Genomic DNA, 23,797 nt, shown 5'->3' on the forward strand with positions numbered 1-23,797 from the left:
CACGAATGATTATACCCCCAGCCAAAGCGTTTCTTATCTCACCAAGATAACATTTCTTTGCACGCAATAATTTTGACCTATGGCCAATTATATCAACACAGTCCCTGAATTTTCCTAACCGGACCTGTAAAGGAGGTGAGGCAGTATGTGAAATGAAAAGCAAAGTAAGTCGGAGCGTCTTATGATTCTAACTTGATTGCTACAGATCAACGATTCAATTCTTTCACAGAGAAGGGTACTTGTACTAGACCAAACTATAAAGCAGGGTAAAAGGAGTGGAAAAGTTTGATTAAATTAAAACCGTTACGCAAGCCCGTCTCCATGGGACTCTCGCTTCTCCTTGCATTTTCAATGGCACTTCCGGTTGCTGCACAGAACTCATCCTCATCCAAAATCGATATGAAGTCCAGCCGGGCTGAGATTTCAACGTCCAAAGTGAATCCCAAACTGACCAAAGCATTCGAAGGCAGCGAATATGTAACCTATCTTGTCAAAATGAAGGAACAGGTGGACACCAAGGATGTCTCCAAACAAGCGATGGAAAAAGCAACGATTGCCAAAGAAACCCCTTCGGCAACCAAGCTGTCTGTGCGGAACTCTGTAGTGAGTTCACTTCGCGAAACCGCCTCACGGACGCAATATTCGATCGAGAATTATCTTGAAAAGGAAATTGACCTGGGTAAGGTCAAAGAATATAAAAGTTTTTTTATCGTGAATTCTCTAGCAGTGACCAGTACCAAAGAAGTGATGGAGCAAATTGCGTTACTGCCAGAGGTAGAGAAAATTCTACCTAACGAAACGCGATATCTGGATAAGGCGGAAGTGAACAAACAGCCAGCAAGTGTGGCACCAGCCAAGGATTCAGTACAATCACCGGCTAAAGAGCCGCCGGTCAAAGAGCAACCAGCAACGAAAGACTCCGCTTCTCAAGGGTCTGCTACCAAGGAAGTGGATTCAAGCGTAAAAAAGCAGACGGAAAATGTGGAATGGAACATTGACTACATCAATGCACCTGCAGTATGGGAGCGAGGCATTGACGGAACAGGCATCGTTGTTGCCAATCTGGACAGTGGTGTGGATTACACGCATCCTGCACTTCGCAGTAAATGGCGCGGTCTGGACGCTTCGGGCAACGTTGTTGATCCAGAGCTCAGCTGGTACGATCCGCATAGCCGGGCAACTCTTCCTGCTGATGGGGATGGACACGGTACCCACACGATGGGAACGATGGTTGGTTCTGAAGCAAACGGCACGAATAAGATCGGCGTTGCACCTGGTGCAAAGTGGATCGGAGTTCGTATTTTTAATCCGGAAACAACGGATGCCATTATTCTCGATGGTGGACAATGGCTCATTGCTCCAGTGGATGCCGAAGGCAACCTGCATCCTGAACTCGCACCGGACGTCGTAAATAATTCATGGGGCGGAGGCGCAGGGCTCGATGAATGGTTCAGACCGATGGTTCAGGCTTGGCGTGATGCTCAGATTTTCCCTGAATTTTCTGCGGGAAATACAACCTTGACCAATCCGGGAGGCCCAGCTTCAGTCGCGAATCCAGCGAACTATCCTGAGAGTTTTGCTACAGGAGCAACCGATATTAACGGCAATTTAGGTTCATTCTCATTGCTGGGACCATCCCCGTATAATGAGATCAAACCAGAAGTATCCGCCCCTGGCGTGAACATTCGTTCAGCCGTGCCTGGAGGTACATATGAAGGTGGATGGAACGGCACATCCATGGCAGGTCCGCATACGACGGCGCTCGCTGCATTATTGCTTCAAGCGAATCACTCTCTTAACGTGGATCAGCTGGAACAGATCATCATGGATACGGCGACACCGCGAACCGATGGTAAATTTCCGGTTACCCCGAACAACGGTTATGGTCACGGAATCATTAACGCGCTTGATGCGGTCGGATCGGTTCTGGAAGGCATCGGAACCGTCTCCGGAAGAGTGGTCACGGCTGGAGATGATCTGGAAGAGCCGGTGTTGCAGCACACGCCAGTCAATACGGCGTTTACGGGTCTGGATATTCCTTTAACGGCACATGTGACAGATAATGTTGCGGTGGTTTCCGTTGAAGCTTTTGCCAGAACCAAAGGTACGAAGCAGTATGTCTATCTGCCAATGAGCCGGATTGAAGGAGACACGAAAGCAGGTACTTACACAGCGACAATTCCAGCTTTCCTGATTGAGCCAGAAGGCGTGGAGTATTACATTCGAGTGAATGATTATGGCAACAATGGATTTGAGAGCGAGGTATATAGCATTGCTGTATCTAATGGTGTGAAGCCTGGATATTTGCAGGATTTTGAAGCAGATCAGCTTGGCTTTACCACGGGCGGCACAGGAAGCACCTGGGTTTGGGGTGAACCTGTAAGCGGACCTAAGGCTGCTTATTCAGGTGAGAAAGTGATTGCTACCAATCTGCAAGGCACGTATCTGCCTAACAGCAACGCGTACTTGCTTGCTCCGCCGATTGACCTGACAGATAGCCCTGAAGGGGCATTGTTAACATTCAAACATTGGTATGATATTGAGAATAATCTCGATTTTGGCAAGGTATACATTGCTTCTGAAGATAACGACTATGTATTTGAGGAACTGCTTAGTTACACAGGAGCTAGTGGAGGATGGAAAACACAGTTTATTGATCTTCGCGAATATGCAGGACAGCAGGTGTTCATCCAGTTTAATCTGACCAGTGATGCTACAGTTCAGAAAGCTGGCTGGTATATCGATGACTTTGCAGTGCAGGAACTGGATGATATCGCTCCAGAAACGCCTTCAGCTTTGTCCGCAAGAGCGGATATTTTGGGTAACGTAACCCTGAACTGGACGGGTTCGGAGGATGAGGATCTTGAGTCTTATGTGGTTTATCGTTCTGAAACGGCTGGTTCCGGTTATGAGGCTGTCGGTACGGTGAAGAAAACCACATTTACGGATACGGCTACGGAGTCGAACACAACGTATTATTACACTGTGGCGGCACGTGACTATAGTGGTAACGAAAGTGAGAAATCGAATGAAGTTTCCATTACCGTAGAGGTGCCTGAAGATATTTATATCGATTCGTTTGATGGAAACGATGATAACGGTTGGACACACGCCGGAACCAAGGATGAGTGGGAGCGAGGTATCCCGTTAACTGGACCTTTAAGTGCGGTATCCCCGCCTAATGTGTGGGCAACCGATCTCGACAACACGTATGAGAATGGTTCCAACTACTCGCTGGTATCCCCGGTGATTGATTTGACGGATGTCTCTGATGCGACACTTACGTTTAATCACTGGTATGAGATTGAAGGTGGATATGACTTCGGTTATGTCGAAGCAACCAAAGATGGAGGAACAACCTGGACGGAACTCGGCAAATTCTCGCATAACACCAACGGAAAACAGTGGACGCCTGTCTTCTATGGACTGGATGCACTGACGGGAAACGAAGTTCAATTCCGTTTCCGATTAACCTCGGATAACAGCGTGGTGAGAACGGGCTGGTTTATCGATGATTTCCGTGTACTGGGTGTTGCTACGCCAACGGTAACAAAGGATGAAGCCGTTGTGCTTTCAAGTGACAAACCTAAGCCGGACTATGATAATCCATGGTACAAAGTTACGCGAACAGATAAAGCAGAGTTTAATCAGACGAAACAACAGGAGCCTGATGTCCTCAAACCGGGAACAGGTTCCGTTCAGCCACAAAGTCTGCCGGCGAGTGCAACCGTTACTGTGCTTGAGACGGGACGTTCTGTGAAAACAGACTCGTCTACAGGGAAGTACAGCTTCACACATGTTGCAGGAGAGTATACCTTAAAAGCAGAGGCATACGGTTATTATCCGCAAACGAAAACGGTGACCATCACGGATGGCGGTGGAGCCAAAGCCAATTTCAATCTGGAAACGATCCCTTATGGACAGATCAAAGGGGTAGTTAAAGATGAACGCTCTGGTCAACCGATAGCGGATGCCTCTGTGCTTGTTGTGGAGGATGCTAAAGTAGCAGAGGTTCGTACAGGAACGGACGGAAGCTTTACGCTTCAAGTGCTGGAGGGAAGTTACACGTTGTCGGTTCGTGCGGCAGACTATTACAGCAAAAAAGTTACGGTGACGGTACCGGGCAATGGCACAGTCGAGAGTAATATTACCTTGAAACCATTTATCGGTTTCCCTGGCGAAATTGCTTATGACGACGGTACAGCAGAGAATGCAAGAGCATTTAATGCTGCTGATAATGCGTGGGCCGTCCGAATGACCCCTGAGCTTGAAACAGCGCAAATCACGGGAGCTTCGTTCCGATTCTGGAATACGGAGTGGCCTGTACCTGGAGGAACTGCTTTCCAATACGCGGTTTATGATGCATCGGGCGCTGGTGGAGCACCAGGTAAAAAGCTTGCCGGACCATTCAATGGGACGGCACTGCGGAATGATCAGTGGACTTCAGTTGAGTTCCCTGAGCCAATTATTGTGACCGGTGATTTCTACATCGTTTATATTCAAAGTTTAGCGGGTACAGCTGCTCCTGGTCTGGCTACCGACGAGGATGGGACTTATGCAGCCCGAAGCTGGCAGCGAGTAAGCGGGGCATGGAGTGCTTCACCTGCTGAAGAGGGGAACTATATGATCCGCGCGGTGGTTCAATATCCGGTAAATGCTCCGGTGCTTACAACACCAGCGAATACGTATACCAACCAGTCCACCTTTACGATCGCTGGAACATCTCCTGCTTCTGGAGCACAGATCAAGTTTTACAATGGCAAGGATGCTGCAGGAACAACAACCGTAAATAACGGAAAATTCTCTTATGGAGTGAAGCTGCGGGCTGGCGTCAATGTGATTACCGCAGAAGCTGTCATTAATGGTAAAACGACAGATCGTTCACTTCCAGTCATTATCATTCTTGATGAGACCAAACCTCAGGTAAACGTTGTCAGTCCAGCGGAAGGAAGCCGGATTAATACCGAGGTTGTTCATGTGACAGGTAGCGTGGTGGAGCAATTCCTCGACAAAGTCACCGTGAATGGTCAGACCGTGCAAGTCGATAGAGACAAAAAGTTCAGTCATCGTGTACTGGTGAACAAGGGCGAAAACATCATTACAATTGTGGCAAGCGATCTTGCCGGAAATAAAACGACGGTAACACGTAAGGTTTATGTGGAAACGGAAGTACCTGAACTTACCGATATCACACCAGCCCAAGATGTACGAATTACATCAGGAGAAAGTGTCAACGTTTCATTCAAAAGCAAAGCGGGATTGCAAGCCTCTTTCCGAGTTCAATTGCCTCTGAATCTGAACGTCGACGGTGCGGGAGAGGTGCCGCTGGTGGAGACAGAACCGGGTGTGTACACGGGCTCCTACACAACGCCTGCTAATCTTGTGCTTGAAGGTGGAGTCATTGTGATCCGGGCACAGGATGCCGCAGGCAATAAAGCCGAGGCTCAAGCCGCCGGACGACTGTTTGTTCGTGCTGCACAAGAAGAAGTGGAGGAGCAGCCTGTTCCAGAGAAGGGAACTGAGGCAGGGAGTGATTTGGAATCGGAACAAACGAATGGAGGTTCTACTCCTGCTGAAAGTGTTGAGCCATGAGATGAGCCGTAGATAGGCGTACTGAAAAAGGGATTTAAAGGAATCACTTACTCTAGATATTGTTATCGCATTAGAAGCGGCAAGCCTGAAATCAGGGCTTGTCGTTTTTTGTCTGGTTCACATACTTTTGCAAGTGGGGATCTGTATGTCGTAATTTTATATACGAATTGTCGTGAGTTTCGATTAAAAATAGATGAATCATGTGATACCTTATAGATACATTGTCAGAATATTATATACTATGGAGGGAAGACATTCGTGACTATTCGAATCGGCAAAATCAGTTTGTGGCATGTTCATGCATGGGACTACATCAAGCAAGCACAGGAACATGAGGATACGGTGATGGCAGCCGTATGGGATGAAGATCCGGAACGTGGGCAGCAAGCTGCTGATCGTTTGAACGTGCCTTTTTATGCATCGCTTGCGGATATGCTGGCCCAAGACGACATTGATGCGGTAATTGTGGATGCGCCCACACGTCTACATGAAGAAGTAATTACGGCTGCTGTCAAGGCAGGCAAACATATTTTTACTGAAAAGGTTATCGCTGCTACACAAGCGGAATCGAATGCTATCCTGAGAGAAGTTAAGTCAAATCAGGTCAAAATGACCGTCTCTCTTCCCCGTCTATATGCGGGTTATACAGCCACTATTCAAGATGTGCTGGAGCGCGGATTACTCGGCCAAGTTACTTATGTGAGGACACGATTATCACATGATGGAGCCATCACGGACTGGCTGCCGCAACATTTTTATAGTTTACAGGACTGTCAGGGCGGGGCAATGATTGATCTAGGCTGTCACCCGATGTATTTAACGCGATTGTTTCTGAATCAGGAAGTGATAGACGTGAATGCAAACTTTGGTTATATCACAGGCAAAGAAGTTGAAGATAACGCAGTGGCAACCCTTTCGACAGCATCAGGAGCGATCGGTGTGGTGGAAGCTGGGTTTGTGAACAGTCACTCGCCTTTTGCGATTGAAGTACACGGCACGGAGGGCACGTTGTTATATGGCACGCCTGAGCCAAAATTGTTGATCCGCACGAAAGCAGCAGAAGGACAGTATACGGATTGGACCGAACTTCCTGTTGCTGAAAATGTAGAAAGCGCATTCAATCAATGGGTATCCCATATTCAAAATGATACAGAAGACAGCACCAACATCAACATGGCGATGGAATTAACTCGTTTGATGGAAGCCGCTAATCGCTCAGCGAAGGAAGGTAGACGAATTGCGCTGACTGAGTTGCAAAGTTTTTGATAAGAGGGCCCTACAGGATTAGATTGGATTAAAGTTGAATGATGTATTTACACGTCATCGGAGTGGACTGTGTAAAATCTGTTAGTTCAACTTATATAAATTACTCCTGTAAGGCGTTAAGGAGGAAGGCGTCTTGAGTCTGTACCCGTATGAGAAAATGCTTGATCGGCAGGATCTCCTGGAGCGGCTTGACATTACCGTGGTATGGGGGCATTACGAGATTCGTGTGCTGCGATTTCATCTGACGACGTTTCCCGCGGGACGGATTGTCGATTTTCATAACCATGCGGAGTATGAGTTTCATTTTATTCCTAAAGGAAAAGGCAAGGTTATTATTGACGAGCAATCCCATGCACTATCAGAAGGTATGCTCTATCTCACAGGGCCGGGGGTTGTCCATTACCAGGAGGCCGATGCCGAGCGGGATATGGATGAGCTGTGTCTACATGTGGATATCGTGTATAAACCAAGAGAGCATGTTGATCCATGGGAAGTTGCGGAATCAGAGGAAACGATGGAAAAACTGAGAACACTTCCACATGCCCCGGTTCAGGATTATCATCGGGCGATGCTCTGTTTTCTTGAAGCCTATGAAGCGTGTGATCACAAGCTGGTCGGATATTATACCTCAATTAAACAGCTGGTCGTTAGCATTTTACTAAAAACGGTGCGCGCTTATGATACTGGCGGGATTCGAGCCGAAGCACCCGTAAGGGATATGACGGTGTACCGATACGAATATGCCGTTCAATATATGGAGGCCAATCACGCTTCTGCAGTGACATTGGAGCAAGTTGCTGAGAAGCTGAATATTAGCAGCCGTCAATTGCAACGAATTTTTAATCAGATGCAGCCAGGTAAGCCGTTCAGTCGTGTGCTGGAGGATATTCGCCTGCGTGCGGTGTGTCGTAATCTACAGGAGAGCAACGAATCCATTGAACAGATTGCGCTCGCTTCCGGTTTCAACAACGCGAATTATTTACATGCTGTGTTTCGTAAACGCCTCGGGATAACCCCGTCGGCTTTTCGCAAAATGAAACAACCAATACTAAAGTGAGGGTGACTTATGATGAGTAAAGTGTATCGTATTGGAATTATTGGCTGTGGCGGGATCGCGAACGGCAAACATCTGCCAAGTTTGAGTAAATTGAATAACGTGGAGCTAGTTGCTTTCTGTGATATTGTCGAAGAGAGTGCTACTGAGGCGAAGAAAAAGTACGGTGCAGCTGATGCCAAGGTGTATACGGATTACCAGGAGCTGCTGAAGGATGAGTCGCTGGATATCGTGCATGTACTTACACCGAACATTTCCCACGCGGAGATTTCGATTGCTGCGCTGGAGGCAGGTAAGCATGTCATGTGTGAAAAACCGATGGCGAAAACAGCCGCAGAAGCACAGCTTATGTTGGAAGCAGCAGAACGTACGGGGAAAAAGTTAACGATTGGCTATAATAACCGTTTCCGTCAAGACAGTATGGTTCTCAAACAGCTGTGTGAGGCAGGAGAGCTGGGATCGATTTATTTTGCCAAAGCCCATGCCATTCGAAGAAGAGCCGTACCAACTTGGGGTGTCTTTCTGGATGAGGAGAAACAAGGCGGCGGACCACTGATTGACATTGGAACACATGCACTGGATCTGACGTTATGGATGATGGACAATTATCAGCCAAAGGTCGTGCTTGGCACGACGCATCACGAGCTCTCCCAGAGAGAAAATGCAGCGAATGCGTGGGGACCGTGGGACCCTAAGAAGTTCTCGGTGGAGGATTCGGCTTTTGGCATGATTGTTATGGAAAACGGGGCAACCATTATGCTGGAATCCAGCTGGGCGCTGAACTCGCTTGATGTGGATGAGGCTAAATGCAGTTTGAGTGGCACCGAGGCAGGTGCTGACATGAAAAATGGACTTCGTATTAATGGCGAGAAGTTCAGCCGTCTATATACCCAGGAAATTGAACTCAGTTCGGGCGGTGTGGACTTCTATGAAGGTCAGTCCGAAAACGCACCAGATGTGGAGATGCGCAAATGGATTGAAGCGATTGATAAAGATCTGGAGCCGGTAGTAACACCGAAACAGGCGCTGGTGGTATCACAGATTTTGGAAGCTATTTACGAGTCGGCACACACGGGCAAAGCAGTATACTTTAATAATTAACGGAGACGCTTGCGTACACTTATCTTTGCTGTGAGTGTAATGTCTTCTTTTAGCAAATAAGCAATCATCACGAATAATGCTAAAAAATCAGTTTTCCTGTAAACCTCTGTCCTGTAATCAGGGCGGAGGTTTTTATTGTTTTTTCAAGACTAGAGGGAGCAGTCCATACCTGGTAAGAACCAAGAACATAGGATGAGAGAAGATAAGCGGAAAAGAGGGGATGTTGTGTCTAAATATCGTAACTCTCTAGGAGTATCCATCGTGGTTTGTACCAATCGCCCACAATTTCTCGATAACATCCTGAAAAATTATCTTCGACAGCGTTACAAGGCCAAGGAACTGATTATTATTCTGAATCTGGACAGCATGAACATGCGTTTGGTTCGGAAAAAGGTACAGAAATACGCAAACGTTCATGTATACAGGGTACCAGAGAGGGTATCACTGGGGCAGTGTTTGAACGCCGGAATGACGAGAGCCCGTTTTTCACTCCTTGCGAAAATGGATGATGATGATTACTACGCTCCTCATTATTTAGAAGAACAGGTGCGTGCTCTCCGGCGAACTGGAAGTGATATCGTGGGCAAACATTCCTGTTTAGTTTATCTAGAGGCTTCCCGAACATTGTTGGTAAGGTCACCGGGCGAGAGCAATAAACCTGTGGAATTCATCCAGGGGGGCACCTTGTTATTCAGGAAAAAGGTATTAAAAAGAGTTCGTTTCACCGATCGTTCGGTGGGCGAGGATGTTACATTTCTTAGACAATGCAGACGAAGAGGTTATAAAACGTATGCGACCTCACCTTTCAACTATGTATATCTGCGCAGGCAAAACAAGGCAAGTCATACCTGGCGGGCGGAGGATCAGTTTTATCTCGAAGGAAGCGAGCGTCTGGCTGTAACCGGGAATTTCAGACCTTTTGCCAATAAGGAAGTATAGGAGCAGGAATTGCCAGTAAGGAAATAGAGAATAGGAAGATAGATGACTAAGTGTGCGGTGTTTGTTCTCCTTAGCGAAAAGTAAATAGGTGAATATTTTCTCATCATAAAGAGGTTCTGAGCCAGAGCAGAGCGTCTTTTCTTCTCTATGGGTCGCGTTGACATCCCTTTGAAAAGATTGATTTCGAAACAACGATTAAAATAAATGTTGAAATTTATCAAGAAAAGTATTGCATATCAGTTTAGTCGGAATTATATTAATGGTATAAGGTCTAGACCATATACAGATTGGAGTGTTTAGATGTCTAATCCATTCTCCTTTCGTTTCGAAAAAGTATCCACTAAAAAGGTTAGTGAGTTTATTCGAGAACAGCTGGAGGAGGCTATTATTTTAAAAGAATTAATGAGTGAGGAGCAGCTTCCGGCTGAACGGGATTTGGCCGAGATGTTCGATGTAAGCCGGATTACGGTTCGGGAAGCGCTGTCCGCACTGGAAGATAAAGGACTGATTGAAAAAAGAGTTGGAGCCAAAGGTGGAACATTCGTCCTGCCTCTGACAGCCAACTCACATAAACGAACGAGAGAAGAGATCAAACGAGGCTGGGCTCAGATGCTCAAGGTATTTGAGTACCGGACCATTATTGAGCCGGAGGCGGCTTTTCTGGCTGCTGAGCGGATCACCGCAGGCGAACTGGAACAGCTGTATAACTATATGGAGCAAAGTATTGAGCCGGATTGTACACGAGAATGGTTCAGAGCACTGGATGTGAAGTTCCATCTGACCATAGCCAAAGCATCTGGCAATCCATACTGTGAACGAGCTGTGAGACAAATTCGAACCAAAATCAACCCGGCGCTCGATCTGATGCCTTACGATGACCGAATTCGTTCCGTAAACTACGGGGTACATATGGAGATTCTTGAAGCACTGAAGTCAAGAGACAGCGTGAGGTCACGGGATACGATGAAAAGGCACATCGAATTCTCGGCTGATGCCATCTATGCGCGGTTGGTGTCGGAATCCGAGGAACATGAAAGGAATGAGATCCAATGAAACAATCTGAACTAATACAGCTGGCTCAGCCTCTGCAAGCGAAATTGAGTGGTTGGCGCAGAGACTTGCATCGACATCCGGAGATTGGTTATGAGGAGCATCGGACCTCTGCTATTGTAGCCGAGCATTTGGAGAGCCTTGGACTTGAGGTTACTCGTCATGTGGGGAAGACAGGTGTAACCGGCCTGCTTCGCGGAGAAACAGAGGGTCCTACCTTTGCGCTTCGAGCAGATATGGATGCTTTGCCGATTGAGGATCAAAAATCAGTCGAGTATCGCTCAACGGTGAAAGGCAAGGCACATCTCTGTGGCCATGATGCACACACATCGATTCTGATGGGGGCTGCTGAACTGCTCACAGGGCTTGGTAGACCCAAGTCCGGCAATATCAAGTTCATCTTTCAACCTGCGGAAGAAGGACTTGCCGGTGCAAGGTCCATGATTCAGGACGGCGTGCTGGAGAATCCAAAGGTGGATGCCATTGCTGGCTTGCATATGACACCCGGTCAGGATACGGGAACAGTTGGTGTGAGCCAGGGAGTTGCTTTTGCTTCGGCTGATCCGCTGGTCATCAAGATTGTGGGTCAGGGAGGTCACGCGGCTCGTCCGCATGAAGGGATTGATGCGATTGCCGTATCCGCTCAGGTGATTACTGCGCTACAGAACATCGCCAGCCGTATGGTTGACCCGCTTGAACCTGTAGTGGTCACGATTGGTAAAATCACCGGAGGTTATATGGGTACCGCTATAGCACCTGAAGTCGAGATGATTGGCACGGTCCGCACATTATCTCCTGCAGTGCGTGAACGGATGCCATCTCTGATCAAACAAGTCGTGAACGGTGTCTGCAGTTCATTCGGAGCGGCATGTGAAGTCACCTATGGTGACGGTTATCCGGTTGTTGTGAATGACCTTGGCATGGTTGATCTGCTCACAGATGTCTGTGAAGAGGTGAATGCGCAGAAGGGGTGGAGTTACATCAAACCGTCGACAGGCGGGGAAGATTTTGCTTTTTATTGCGAGCATGTGCCTGGTGTGTTTTTCCGGTTAGGATCGGGAAATGAAGAGGAGCGTACACGGTATCCGCTTCATCATCCGAGATTTGATCTTGACGAAACGGTCATGCCATATGGCGTAGGCTTGTTGTCAGCAATTGCACTTGAATTTTTGGCAAGGAATACAACTTCCAAGGGGGAAGAATCACAATGAAAAAGAGACAATGGACAGGCTTGTGGATTACTTTGCTGGCAATCGTGATGGTGTTAAGTGCTTGTGGCGGAGGCAGTAAAGGTACGGCGAACAATACAGCTTCTGAGGGAAGTGGAAGTGAAAGTGCAGCAGCCAGTAGTACGTTAACCATTGCCGCAGCAACGGATATTGAAAGCTTTGATCCGCACAACAATAACAATACCGCAAGTGAAGCTGTGCTTGTAAACGTATTTGATTATTTGATCAAAAACGACAGTGAGCAGAAAAAAGTTCCTGCGCTCGCCACTTCATGGGAGCAAGTGAATGATACAACGTGGAGATTCAAGCTGCGTGAAGGTGTAACGTTCCACAATGGCGATCCGTTCACATCTGCTGATGTAAAATACACGTTAGAGCGTGTAGCCAAAGATAATACGCTCAAACAAAATAGTTACTTCAAAAACATCGTTGAAGTTAAAGCGGTAGATGAGCATACGGTAGATATCATTACTGATGGCCCAGATCCGTTGCTACTTAATCGTTTGTCCAAAATGGGTGCGGGCATCTTGCCAGCGAAATATATTGCGGACAAGGGTATGGAGACGTTCCTTAAAGAGCCAGTGGGTACTGGTGCATACAAGTTCAGCAAATGGACGAAAGACGACCGCATTGAACTGGTGAAAAATGAAAGTTATTTGGGCGGTGAGCCGAAATGGAATGAAGTAGTGTTCCGTGTGATCCCGGAAGCTTCCACGCGTGTCTCCGAGTTGCTTGCTGGCGGAGTTGATGTTGCTGCAGCGATCCCATCCACGGACATTGCACGTATTGAAGGCGAAGCAGACAAAAAAATTGTGAAAGCACCAATTCAGCGTGTTCTTCAACTGATCTTCCGTCAAACCGAGGGTAGCATCACAGCTGATCCAAAGGTTCGTGAAGCGATCGATCTGGCCATAGACAAAAAAGGCATTGTAGATAGCATTGCTGGCGGAGCAGGGATCGTTACACGTACATCCGTAACACCTGGGAACTTTGGTGCAGACCCGTCACTGTATAAACAATCGTTGTACGATTTGGACAAAGCCAAGCAGTTGCTGAAAGAAGCGGGTTATGCGGAAGGCGCAGCTGAGATGACTATTTCGGTATCTTCGCAGTACAAGGAACAAGCTGAAGTTGTTGCAGCCATGCTGGGACAGGCTGGATTCAAAATCAATCTGGACGTACTGGAGCCAAGTGCATTCAGCGAGCGTTACAGCTCCAAATCATTCAAAGAAATCTTCATGATTGGTATTGGTAATTCACTGTTTGATGCTTCGAACAACTATAACCGTTATATGGTGGAAGAAGCCAAAGGGGAATCGGACTATAACAATCCGGAAGTAGAGAAATTGCTGGAATCTGCGCTTGTGAATATGAACCCTGAGTCTCGTGAGAAAGAATACCAGCAAGTACAGCAGATTTTTGCTGAAGAGCGCCCGGCTGTGTATTTGTATCAGATGGAAGGCGTATACGGAACCAATGACAAAGTGAACTTTGCACCACGCAGTGATGAGATGTTCTACGCGGACGAGATTACACCTGCTGCAAAGTAAAATCAGGCTTATACCACCTGTCATTGCATCAGTAAGTCGTGAACGGCAGGGACTGGATGAACAAGTTCCTGCCGTTCTTTTTTTGGAATAGGAGGTGAGCCGGGAGTGGGCAAATACGTATTTAAATCCTTACTGCAGGTTATTCCGGTACTGTTTATTGTGTCATTAATCGTTTTTATTCTAGTCCGGGTAACGGGTGATCCTGTTGCTCTGATGTTACCTGAAACGGCAACGGCAGAAGACCGAGCAGTGTTAACGCAGGCCTTGGGGCTGGATCAACCCTTGTACACGCAGTATGCGAAATTTTTGGGCAATGCGATACAGGGGGATTTTGGCCAATCCTTCCGTTACGGGCAACCTGCGCTCGAGCTTGTATTGGAACGATTGCCTGCCAGTTTTGAACTGGCCTTAGCTGCGATGTTGTTTGCCGTATTGATGGCGGTGCCTCTGGGCGTAATCTCCGCAGTAAAAAGGAATACGTTTACCGATCTTCTCATTTCGGGAATTTCGGTGATCGGGAAGGCGATGCCGAACTTCTGGATGGGCATTATGCTGATCCTGCTGTTCTCTGTTATGCTGGGCGTTTTGCCCGTTTCGGGTCGCGGAGGGTTATCCCATCTGATTCTCCCTGCATTTACGCTGGGCGTAGGACTTGCTGCACAGATGACAAGGTTGATCCGGTCCAGCATGCTCGAGATTCTGAATCAAGATTATATTCGTACGGCTCGCAGCAAAGGCCTTGGACGAATGGCGGTCATTGCGAGACATGCGTTCCGCAACGGATTAATTCCAGTGGTGACGATCATGAGTCTTCAATTTACCAGTCTGATCGGGGGTACCTTGATTACAGAAACGGTATTCTCTTGGCCCGGTCTGGGGCAACTGCTGGTTGTAGCCGTAAATACACATGATATGGCTATTGTACAGGCTGCTGTGTTTGTCATTGCATTTATAGTTGTGGTTGTTAATATTCTGACGGATGTGTCTTACCGATTGCTGGACCCACGTATCAAATATGACTAGAAGGAGGTGCGATCAATGAGAGACAGCGATAAAACATCCGTTCTGGTTGCAGAACAGGACAACAACAGGCAGCGTACGATTGCCGGGATTCGGTCCATCTGGCAACAGCTAATCATCAGCAAGACCGGTTTATTCGGTGCAGTGCTTGTCATGGTTGTTGTCCTGATTGCTATAGCCGCACCTCTGCTCACGAGTCATGATCCGGCAGCGGTTAATCCGCTGAACCGTCTCAAACCTCCTGCATGGCTTGAAGGGGGAACGGCCGAATATTGGCTTGGAACCGACAATCTGGGTAGAGATATGTGGAGCCGTATCGTATATGGTGCACGCGTTTCGCTGATCGTGGGTATGGGTGCAGTCATTGTCTCCGGTATTCTTGGAGCGATTCTGGGACTGATATCCGGTTTCTATGGAAAATGGCTGGATGCCGTTATCATGCGTATAGGCGATGCATTTATGGCAATTCCAACGATACTTTTCATGCTGGTTGTGATGGCTATTGTTGGCCCGGGTATGACTACACTGATCTTCGTAATTGGTGTAACCAACTGGGTTCCGTTCACCCGAGTAGTTCGAAGTGAAGTGCTCAGCATCAAAGAACGTGATTTCGTGTTTGCAGCCAAGTCTATCGGTGCCAAAAACGGGCGTTTGATTATCAAACATATTTTGCCTAACGTCATATCCTCGTTTATTGTCATTTGCGGTATGAATGTAGGTACAACGATCATCATGGAAGCTTCGCTGAGTTTCCTGGGACTAGGGATCAAACCACCGGATGTATCGTGGGGAGGCATGTTGAGCGATGGACGCCAGTATGTAGCCACGAGCTGGTGGGTTGCGACATTTCCGGGACTTGCGATTACGTTTACCGTGCTGGGTGTTATTTTCCTAGGGGATTGGTTACGGGATGTACTTGATCCTCGAACAGAGTCAGCTCAGAAATCATAACGGAAGGGAGTTATGGATATGAAAAAAAGCCAGATTACGCCGGAGGATCTTGTTCACTACCGCTGGATCAGTCAGCCGGTGATCAGTGCAAATGGACAAGTAGCCTATGTTGAACAGACAATTGATCGGGCGAAGAACGAATATAACACACAGATTCGGGGAATTTCGCTGGATGGGACAGAAGATGTAGCGCTGACGGATGGAACGAAGGATTCTTCTCCTGCATGGTCGCCAGACGGCAATAAGTTGACGTTTATTCGATCGACTCAGGCTGGAAAAGGACTTTGGTCTGTTCATACGGAATGTACAGAACCGTCCATGCTCATATCTCCTGAACGTAAAATCATGAGTTACGTCTGGTCTCCCGATGGGAAGTACATTGCGTTTACCAGTAAAGTTGAGTCAAGTAAGGCTCAGTTGAGTGATGTTCAATCTAGTACTGATGAGTCGGCGAAAGATGTACATGTTGAACCATCCGCTCAGCAGGCACCTTTAGTGCGCGGCAAAGTCTATGAGCGTACTACGCCAAAAGCTGAGGGTGCAGGGTGGTGGGATGGTCAATACAGCCATCTATTTCTTTACGAGATCAAGAGTGGACACATCCAACAGATAACGTCCGGATTGTGGAATATTACTACACCAGTCTGGTCACCGGACAGCCTGAATCTTGCATTTATTTCTAAGCAAATACAGGAGGAGGGAGTCGATCCGGATTTACTTTATCATACGGACGTCTATATGGTCAGTGTTGAGTCGGGGGCAGGCGTAGCTGATGAACCTCTCAAAGTAACGGACTCCAGCCTCCAGATTAGCCAGTTCTCTTTTACAGCCGATGCCAAGCAACTGATCCTGATTGCGAGTGATCGCGAATATGGGAGTGGGAGTCATCATCAACTCTTTACGCTTCCAGTACAGCGGGGGATACCCAGGCTATTCGCACCTGAATTAGATATGCATATTGGCAATGCTGCGCTGGGAGATATGAAGTCGGCAAGTGCTTCTCCTTCGCCAATCATTAGTCGCTCGTCTCCACACCAGGGAGTATATGTTCTGGGAACGCATGATGGAAATGTCGATGTGTACCGGATTCAGGCGGACGGAAGCTGCGAAGTTATCACCTTTGCAGGCGAAAAAGATGTTTATCAATATACGATTTCAGCGGATGAGGAAACGTTGATCGTAGCTGCTCTGACGGATAATCATCCGGGAGAGCTTTATACCGTAGAGATGAGAAGCGGCAAAATGTCCAGACTCACTCAACGCAATGATGAATTTATGGCTAAACGCAAGGTAAACATGCCGACAAGAGTGGAATTCACTTCATCGGACGGCTGGTTGATTCAAGGGTGGCTAGCGATGCCCGATGTAACGCAACACACACATGCGGCTGAAACGAAGGTTGCTTCATCCGCGGGGTCACCATCTGCACTTACAAGACAAGATTTAGATGCAATACAGGCTCACCGTAAGTTGCCGTTAATACTACTGATTCATGGTGGTCCTCATGCGATGTATACTGGATCTTTCAGTCATGAGATGCAGACACTTCTTGCCGAAGGTTATGCTGTGTTATGGGTTAATCCTCGTGGCAGCATGGGATATGGACAAGCATTCGCAAGAGCTTGTCGTGGAGACTTCGCAGGCGGAGATTATCGGGATCTGATGGAAGCTGTGGATTATGCGTTGTCAACGTATTCGATACTGGATGCATCCCGTTTGGGTGTTGCGGGTGGCAGTTACGGGGGTGTCATGACGAACTGGATAGTCGCTCACAACAATCGTTTCAAAGCTGCTGTGACGCAGCGCTGTATCTCCAACTGGTTATCGATGTACGGCACGAGTGACATCGGTATTTCTTACGTGGAGGGTGTGATTGGAGGCAATCCGGCAGAGCATGCTGCATACCTCTGGTCCCGTTCTCCGCTCGCTCATGCGCACAACATCGAAACACCGCTGCTCATCATGCATGGCGAACAGGACTTTCGAACACCGATTGCTCAGGCGGAGGAGTTGTATACGACGCTGAAGCGTTATGGAAAAACAACCAGGCTGATTCGTTATCCGGGTTCTAACCATTCACTGCTCAAAAGTGGCAAACCTTCTCTGCGGGTAGATAGCTTCGAACAGGTAAATGCTTGGTTTAACGAGTATTTGTAACACATTAGACGAAGAACAAATTCGGGGAGATTATCTTCAATATAAACTGTTAACATAGAAAAAGCCTCATATGAAAGAAGCTGAAAACCGCGATTCATGCGGTTTTTTTTGTTTTATACAATAGAAGTTGAATTTGGATCTCAAATAATATATATTTTATATAAATGATAGTTTTATCTATCAAAAAAATGTGGAGGCGATCTATGATGATCAAACAAACAATAGGACATGTCCAAATATCCGATGAAGTCATCTCCAAAATGGTCGGTAAAATAACGGGGGCTACCCGTGAGATTGCTTCCATGTCGGCTGGATTGGTTGAAAGTGTTAGCAAACTATGGAGTGGTCGAAGCTTGCAAAACGGCATTACGATCCGCAGAGTGGACAACAGCGTGGAGATCAATGTCAAAATTATCGTTCTTTACGGTATCAAAGTACACGAGGTCTGCAGAGAGCTGCAACATAAAGTCATTGACCAGGTTGAACATCTTACAGGACTATCGATTCAAGCGGTGAACGTTTTTGTGGATGGCATGACATCCGAACCTCATCCGTCCAAGCTTTAGAGCGCGGTAACATGAGACCAAAACATGAGACTATAACAAGCGAATATAAAAAAACAAACATGGGGAGTGACAGCTATGAGCCAAATATCCATTGTAAAAGCAAAACCTCAAACCAACGTTGGAGGAAAACTAACGGAGATGGCGCTGGACTATATGAAGTATTCTCTGGCTGGTTCCAGAGAACCCGCAGTTATAGATCGCACATTTCAGAAGCTGTGGAAGTCCCGAAATAATCGTTTTAGTCACGAGTACGCTTATGAAGCGGTACGGGAGGGGAAAACACTTGGCATGATCATGTGTTATCCGACGACGCTGATGAACAAACTGGCATGGACGACATTCTCTCAGTTATTTGATATACATAAATGGAAGCTGATCGGATACAACTTGCGGAACTGGAAAGAGTTTTATACCATGGTGACGTTAAAAGAGGCAGAGGATGATGAATATCATATCGGGATCATTGCGGCTTTACCCGAAAGCAGAGGCCTTGGGATCGGAACAGAGTTGATCGGACATGTGGAGAAGCAGGCCGTTCAGCAAGGGTATTTCAAAACTTCACTAACGGTCAAACAAGAGAATGTGGGCGCGATCAAGCTGTACGAACGTCTGGGTTATAACAAAGTAGGTGAGATCAACAAACCTGCTGTATCCATGTATAGAATGTCAAAAGTACTGGTCTAAATCCGTCGTATCCGTATGGTATAGTAGAGCATGTAGTTATTTTAATATTTTTTTACGAAAAGATGACTACGAAGTCAACACGATACCAAAAGAGGTGTATGGGATGTATCAATATAAGGATCAGGAATATGAGGCCGTTCACTTTGAGGGACGTGATCTTCGTTACGGCGAGTTAATTCGTTGTGTTTTCAAGCACTGTACGTTCATGAATGCTTCCATTGAGGAGATCGAAACGAGCCATTGCCGTTTCATCGAATGTGATTTCAAGGGTGCTTTGATGAATGGGTCCATACATACAGAGTCTGCGTTTGAGAACTGCATGTTTGGGGGTGCGAACCTGTTTGCCTCCAAGTTCATGGCCTGTAAAATGACGGGATCGGACTTTTCCGGTGCCCAGTTGGATGGCATTACACTTGTAAAAGGAGACTGGTCTTATACCAATCTGCGACATACTCGGCTCGGAAAACAGGATTTGCGAGGTATTCGTTTTTTTGAAGCCGATCTAGCCGAATCCGATTTAAGCAAAGCTGACCTGCGTGATTGTGATCTCACGAGAGTGTCGATGAGCAAGGTGAAGTTGCAGGGTGCTGATCTGAGGGGGGCCATTTTGGATGGCATTGATCTGAAATCTCTGGATTTAAAAGGCGTGCGTATGGATCGTGAACAGGCTGTTCTGATTGCACGCTCCTTGGGAGCTAAGGTGGATTAGTTCGCTCGAATAATCTATGTTCTATTGGAATGGATACAATTTGGATTCCGAGGTGCAGTTTGTTATGAAAAATGAGAAGTTAACGTTCAAGCAAAATCGAATGTTTACCATTCTGGATGAAGCAACGAAGCTGCTTATTGAGAAGCCTAATGCGTCGATGAACGACATTGCAGAAGCTGCGAATATCGGGATTGCTACATTACATCGCTATGTGGAGAGCCGTGAGCAGCTAATGATTCATCTGGCTTTGCGTGCGATTGAGGTCGTTAACGAGACATTACAGCATGTGAAGCTCGATGAGGAGCGGGTCGAACAGTATATTCCGGAGCTGATTGAAGCCTTGATTCCACTGGGTGATAAGATATACTTCCTGGCTCATGATACAACCGTCAATTATAATGCCGAGATCGAAGGAGCAGATCAGAAGCTGAGAGAACCGGTTCTACATGCCATTGGTGTGCTTCAGGAGAAAGGTTTTTTTCGTTCGGATGTGGACAAATCATGGATTGTAGAGGTATTGTATTCCATCGTCTTTCTGACATGGCAGCAAGTGATCAGTGGTAATATCGCCAGAAATGCTGCACCTGCGCTTGTAGTGGACACGTTCTATCACGGTTTTGTTGCCAGATAAGCTGAAAAGGGGAAATAAGAACAGCAAGAGTTGCTACGTTGTTACTTGAATGGATTGTTAAAAAAGTGAATAGCAAAAGCCGCAGAGGAAACTGCGGCTTTTTATATTTCGAATTATGGCTATGTTCTATATAAGTTGAACTATATGATTTACAATGCAATTTTTGCTTTTAGCTGTTCCGATGCTGGCATCAAAGGCAGACGCAGCTGATCGGAAGCGATGATTCCTTGCTTCGCAAGCAGATGTTTCAGCATAGCTGGAGCTGGCTCCTCAAATAGATGTTTAATAAACGGAACGAGCTGTGTGTAGAGACGGTAAGAATCTTCTTTTTCACCAGCGACAAAACGGTTATATACTTCCAGGAAACGCTCTGGATTGATACTGGCCGATGCCATCATACCGCCAGCTGCACCTCTCGTTAACATATCGTAGAAGAATGTATCATCTCCGCACAGAATGGGCTTGGAGCCACAACGTACCAGTTCGGTCATGAGGTCGAGGTTATTTGTACTATCTTTAAGGCCAATAACGCCATCGATGTTCATAATTTTCTTCATCATTTCGATGGAAACTCTAACCCCTGTACGGGCTGGAATTTCGTATACCATCACCGGGATGCCTACCCCAGCTGCCATGCGGAAGTGCTCATAAATGCCCTCTTCCGTTGGTCTGTTATAGTATGGAGTAACGACAAGAACAGCGTCAGCGCCGAGTGCTGCAGCTTTCTTCGTTCTCGCTACCGTTGAAGCGGTGTCATTCGTTCCAGTTCCAACCATAATGGGTATGGACGAGTTGATGCTGCTCAGCGTTTCCTTCGCGGCCTTCACAAGCTGTTCCACTTCATCCCATGTCACGGTAGGTGATTCTCCTGTCGTACCATTAATCACCAAGCCATGAATACCACTGTTTGCCATAACTTTGATGTAGTTTTGGAATGAAGGAAGATCAAGCTCGCGCTCCTGGGTAAAAGGTGTGATTACAGGTATATAAATACCTTGAATCTGTTGTTCGGTTAACATCGTATAACCCCCAAATGTATGTTGGAATTCCATTTCATTCACTTTACCATGGGAAAACGTATCATAGTTAGCTATAATAGATGATGGGTGTTATCAATAATTTTGATGATGTGAGGGAATATATGATGGATTTGAATTATTTTCAAACGTTTCGCGAAGTGGCTTTACGGCAAAGCTTTACCAAAGCGGCTGAAGAGCTTGGCTACGCACAGTCCAGTGTGACAACCCAGATTCAAAAGCTGGAGAAAATCTATCAAGTCAAGCTGTTTGAACGATTTAATAATAATAAAATTAGGCTCACTTCGGCTGGAGAAGAGCTGTTTAAGCTCTCCGGGCAGTTGCTGGAAATATTCGAACATTCGCAAGAAAAGCTTACCAAACAAGGAGGGGGTTCACTTACCATTGCGACGATGGACTCGCTTGCCTCCTACTATCTGCCTGTGCCTATTCAGACCACACGGAAACAATACCCCGAGCTTGGCATTCGGCTGCAGACGGATCGAGAAGATCTGATTTTGCAAAAAGTAAGAGAAGGTGAAGCGGATGTTGGTCTTATTCTTGCAAATGCTTCACCCGAGTCGGGATTACAATGGATCACCATTCGGGAAGAGCCGCTGGTGCTCATCGTGAACTCGGATCACCCACTTACGGCTAAGTCCGAGGTTGCACTCAGCGATCTGGCGGATGAGGAATGGATCATGCCGGAGGATTCATGCAACTACAGGCAGCTGCTGGAGAAGGTACTCAGAACCAACGGAATTCCCTATAAAGTGGGATTGGAGCTTGGAAGTCCTGAGGCAATTAAACGAAGTATCATGGCTGGTCCAGGTATCTCTCTTTTGCCACGGATGATTGCTATGGATGAGATCCAGAGACGGAAGCTCACGGTATTACCGCTGGTTCATACGGATTTTACACTTGAGATTCAGCTGGTTATTCATGCCCGGAAATGGATTTCTCATGCGTTGCAGCAATTCATTACAAATCTTGGGGCGAAAGAATCCGATTGGCTGCCAGCGAAGAAAAAAGCTGAGTAAGTGAGAACACTGTAATCTCCGGGAAGTAAATTAATCTATACGGATTGATGATTATATTATGATGTTTTTAAATCAGGAAGGATTGCTGTCATGAAGAAAGTTATTGTCATTGGCGCGGGAATATTAGGTTCATCTACAGCTTATCACTTGGCAAAATCAGGAGCGGAAGTGCTGCTTATTGATCGGAAAGATGCAGGGCAGGCCACGGCTGCGGCTGCCGGTATCATCTGTCCGTGGCTGTCACAACGCCGGAATCAGGACTGGTATCAGCTGGCCAAGGCGGGCGCACGTTATTACCCTCAGCTTATTGCTAAGTTAGAGCAGGATGGGGAAACCGAGACCGGCTATGCGCAGACAGGCGCACTCAGCATTCATACGGATCAGGACAAGATTAACAAGATGGCTGAACGGGCCAAGCTGCGGAGAGAAGATGCGCCTGAGATCGGAGCGATTACATGTCTGAATGAAAAGGAAACCCATGAACGTTTTCCTTTACTTGGGGAAGGTTATTCATCTGTACACATCAGCGGCGCTGCCCGGGTGGATGGAAGAGCGCTGCGTGATGCGTTAATCCGCTCTGCACAGCGACACGGGGCTCGTTTAATTGAGGGAGAAGCTGAGCTGCTCTATGAGGGCGAGCAAGTTCGTGGCGTTCAGGTGCAATCGGAGCGTTATATGGCGGACATGGTTGTGGTGTGTGCAGGTGCATGGGCGAATGAACTGATGAAGCCACTGGGGGTTCATTTTAAAGTCCATTATCAGAAGGCTCAGATTGTACATTTACGGGCAACTAATCAAGAAAATACAAATCAATGGCCTGTGATTATGCCACCTTCAGATCAGTATTTATTGGCCTTTGCAGACCAGAAGATGGTTGTTGGCGCTACACATGAAAATGATGTCGAGGGCTATGATACAAGAATTACTGCCGGAGGCATGCAGGAAGTATTGAACAAAGGACTGGAGCTGGCACCTGATCTTGCAAACTGTACACTTGAAGAGGTTCGTGTTGGTTTCCGTCCGTTCACACCGGGATTTCTCCCAGTTATGGGACAAGTACCAGGATGGTCAGGTCTGATTACAGCCAATGGACTGGGTGCTTCGGGTTTGACCATGGGGCCTTATATCGGAGGACAGATTGCGAGATTGGCACTTGATTTGGAACCGGAAATCAACATCGAAGCGTATAATGTAAGTAAAGCGATTGAGATGAGTGTAGAATAAATAGCTGCATAATGAGGT

The 23,797-nt window shown here is 46.9% G+C and carries 18 protein-coding genes; 17 read left to right on the top strand and 1 reads right to left on the bottom strand.

Annotated features, from left to right (window positions below):
- Positions 1-285: 285 nt before the first annotated feature.
- The 15 genes from AC1VYS_RS13590 to AC1VYS_RS13660 all read left to right on the top strand — a co-directional run bounded on the left by AC1VYS_RS13590 (position 286) and on the right by AC1VYS_RS13660 (position 20,499).
- Complete coding sequence (locus AC1VYS_RS13590) at positions 286-5,592, top strand: S8 family serine peptidase (RefSeq protein WP_482914694.1); 5,307 nt, start codon at positions 286-288, stop codon at positions 5,590-5,592.
- A gap of 258 nt (positions 5,593-5,850) precedes the next feature.
- The gene (locus tag AC1VYS_RS13595) at positions 5,851-6,858 is read left to right on the top strand and encodes a Gfo/Idh/MocA family protein (protein ID WP_482914695.1); all 1,008 of its coding nucleotides are present in this window, start codon (positions 5,851-5,853) and stop codon (positions 6,856-6,858) included.
- A gap of 133 nt (positions 6,859-6,991) precedes the next feature.
- Complete coding sequence (locus AC1VYS_RS13600; protein ID WP_482914696.1) at positions 6,992-7,915, top strand: AraC family transcriptional regulator; 924 nt, start codon at positions 6,992-6,994, stop codon at positions 7,913-7,915.
- Between the two features lie 12 nt (positions 7,916-7,927).
- Positions 7,928-9,013 (top strand): Gfo/Idh/MocA family protein, encoded by a 1,086-nt coding sequence (locus AC1VYS_RS13605; protein ID WP_482914697.1) that lies wholly within the window; start codon positions 7,928-7,930, stop codon positions 9,011-9,013.
- A gap of 192 nt (positions 9,014-9,205) precedes the next feature.
- The gene (locus AC1VYS_RS13610) at positions 9,206-9,952 is read left to right on the top strand and encodes a glycosyltransferase family 2 protein (RefSeq protein ID WP_482914698.1); all 747 of its coding nucleotides are present in this window, start codon (positions 9,206-9,208) and stop codon (positions 9,950-9,952) included.
- 300 nt (positions 9,953-10,252) lie between these two features.
- Entirely contained in the window at positions 10,253-11,005 is a 753-nt protein-coding gene (locus tag AC1VYS_RS13615; RefSeq protein WP_482914699.1) for a FadR/GntR family transcriptional regulator, read from the top strand.
- The gene (locus AC1VYS_RS13620) at positions 11,002-12,213 is read left to right on the top strand and encodes a M20 metallopeptidase family protein (protein ID WP_482914700.1); all 1,212 of its coding nucleotides are present in this window, start codon (positions 11,002-11,004) and stop codon (positions 12,211-12,213) included. Before AC1VYS_RS13615 ends, AC1VYS_RS13620 begins: the two co-directional genes overlap by 4 nt.
- Positions 12,210-13,781, top strand: a complete 1,572-nt coding sequence (locus AC1VYS_RS13625; RefSeq protein WP_482914701.1) for an ABC transporter substrate-binding protein — start codon at positions 12,210-12,212, stop codon at positions 13,779-13,781. Before AC1VYS_RS13620 ends, AC1VYS_RS13625 begins: the two co-directional genes overlap by 4 nt.
- A gap of 105 nt (positions 13,782-13,886) precedes the next feature.
- Positions 13,887-14,804 carry an ABC transporter permease gene (locus tag AC1VYS_RS13630; protein WP_482914702.1) on the top strand — a complete coding sequence of 306 codons (918 nt, stop codon included), beginning with the start codon at positions 13,887-13,889 and terminating at the stop codon, positions 14,802-14,804.
- Positions 14,805-14,819: 15 nt separating this feature from the next.
- Positions 14,820-15,752: an ABC transporter permease gene (locus AC1VYS_RS13635; protein ID WP_482914703.1), complete on the top strand. Its 933-nt coding sequence runs from the start codon at positions 14,820-14,822 to the stop codon at positions 15,750-15,752.
- An 18-nt stretch (positions 15,753-15,770) separates the two neighbouring features.
- On the top strand, positions 15,771-17,909 hold the full coding sequence (locus AC1VYS_RS13640) for a prolyl oligopeptidase family serine peptidase (protein WP_482914704.1): 2,139 nt from the start codon (positions 15,771-15,773) through the stop codon (positions 17,907-17,909).
- 206 nt (positions 17,910-18,115) lie between these two features.
- Positions 18,116-18,475 (top strand): Asp23/Gls24 family envelope stress response protein, encoded by a 360-nt coding sequence (locus tag AC1VYS_RS13645; protein WP_482914705.1) that lies wholly within the window; start codon positions 18,116-18,118, stop codon positions 18,473-18,475.
- Between the two features lie 75 nt (positions 18,476-18,550).
- The gene (locus tag AC1VYS_RS13650) at positions 18,551-19,159 is read left to right on the top strand and encodes a GNAT family N-acetyltransferase (protein WP_482914706.1); all 609 of its coding nucleotides are present in this window, start codon (positions 18,551-18,553) and stop codon (positions 19,157-19,159) included.
- Positions 19,160-19,262: 103 nt separating this feature from the next.
- Complete coding sequence (locus AC1VYS_RS13655; RefSeq protein WP_482914707.1) at positions 19,263-19,868, top strand: pentapeptide repeat-containing protein; 606 nt, start codon at positions 19,263-19,265, stop codon at positions 19,866-19,868.
- Positions 19,869-19,932: 64 nt separating this feature from the next.
- Positions 19,933-20,499, top strand: a complete 567-nt coding sequence (locus tag AC1VYS_RS13660) for a TetR/AcrR family transcriptional regulator (RefSeq protein WP_482914708.1) — start codon at positions 19,933-19,935, stop codon at positions 20,497-20,499.
- Between the two features lie 149 nt (positions 20,500-20,648).
- On the opposite strand, the gene dapA is transcribed toward AC1VYS_RS13660, so the two are convergent.
- Complete coding sequence (gene dapA / locus AC1VYS_RS13665) at positions 20,649-21,518, bottom strand: 4-hydroxy-tetrahydrodipicolinate synthase (protein ID WP_482914709.1); 870 nt, start codon at positions 21,516-21,518, stop codon at positions 20,649-20,651.
- Positions 21,519-21,640: 122 nt separating this feature from the next.
- Here dapA and AC1VYS_RS13670 point away from each other — a divergent pair, with 122 nt between their 5' ends.
- Positions 21,641-22,555 (top strand): LysR family transcriptional regulator, encoded by a 915-nt coding sequence (locus tag AC1VYS_RS13670; protein ID WP_482914710.1) that lies wholly within the window; start codon positions 21,641-21,643, stop codon positions 22,553-22,555.
- A gap of 90 nt (positions 22,556-22,645) precedes the next feature.
- Positions 22,646-23,779: an NAD(P)/FAD-dependent oxidoreductase gene (locus AC1VYS_RS13675; protein ID WP_482914711.1), complete on the top strand. Its 1,134-nt coding sequence runs from the start codon at positions 22,646-22,648 to the stop codon at positions 23,777-23,779.
- Positions 23,780-23,797: the final 18 nt, after the last annotated feature.

The sequence above is a fragment of the Paenibacillus sp. G34 genome, from assembly GCF_056856875.1.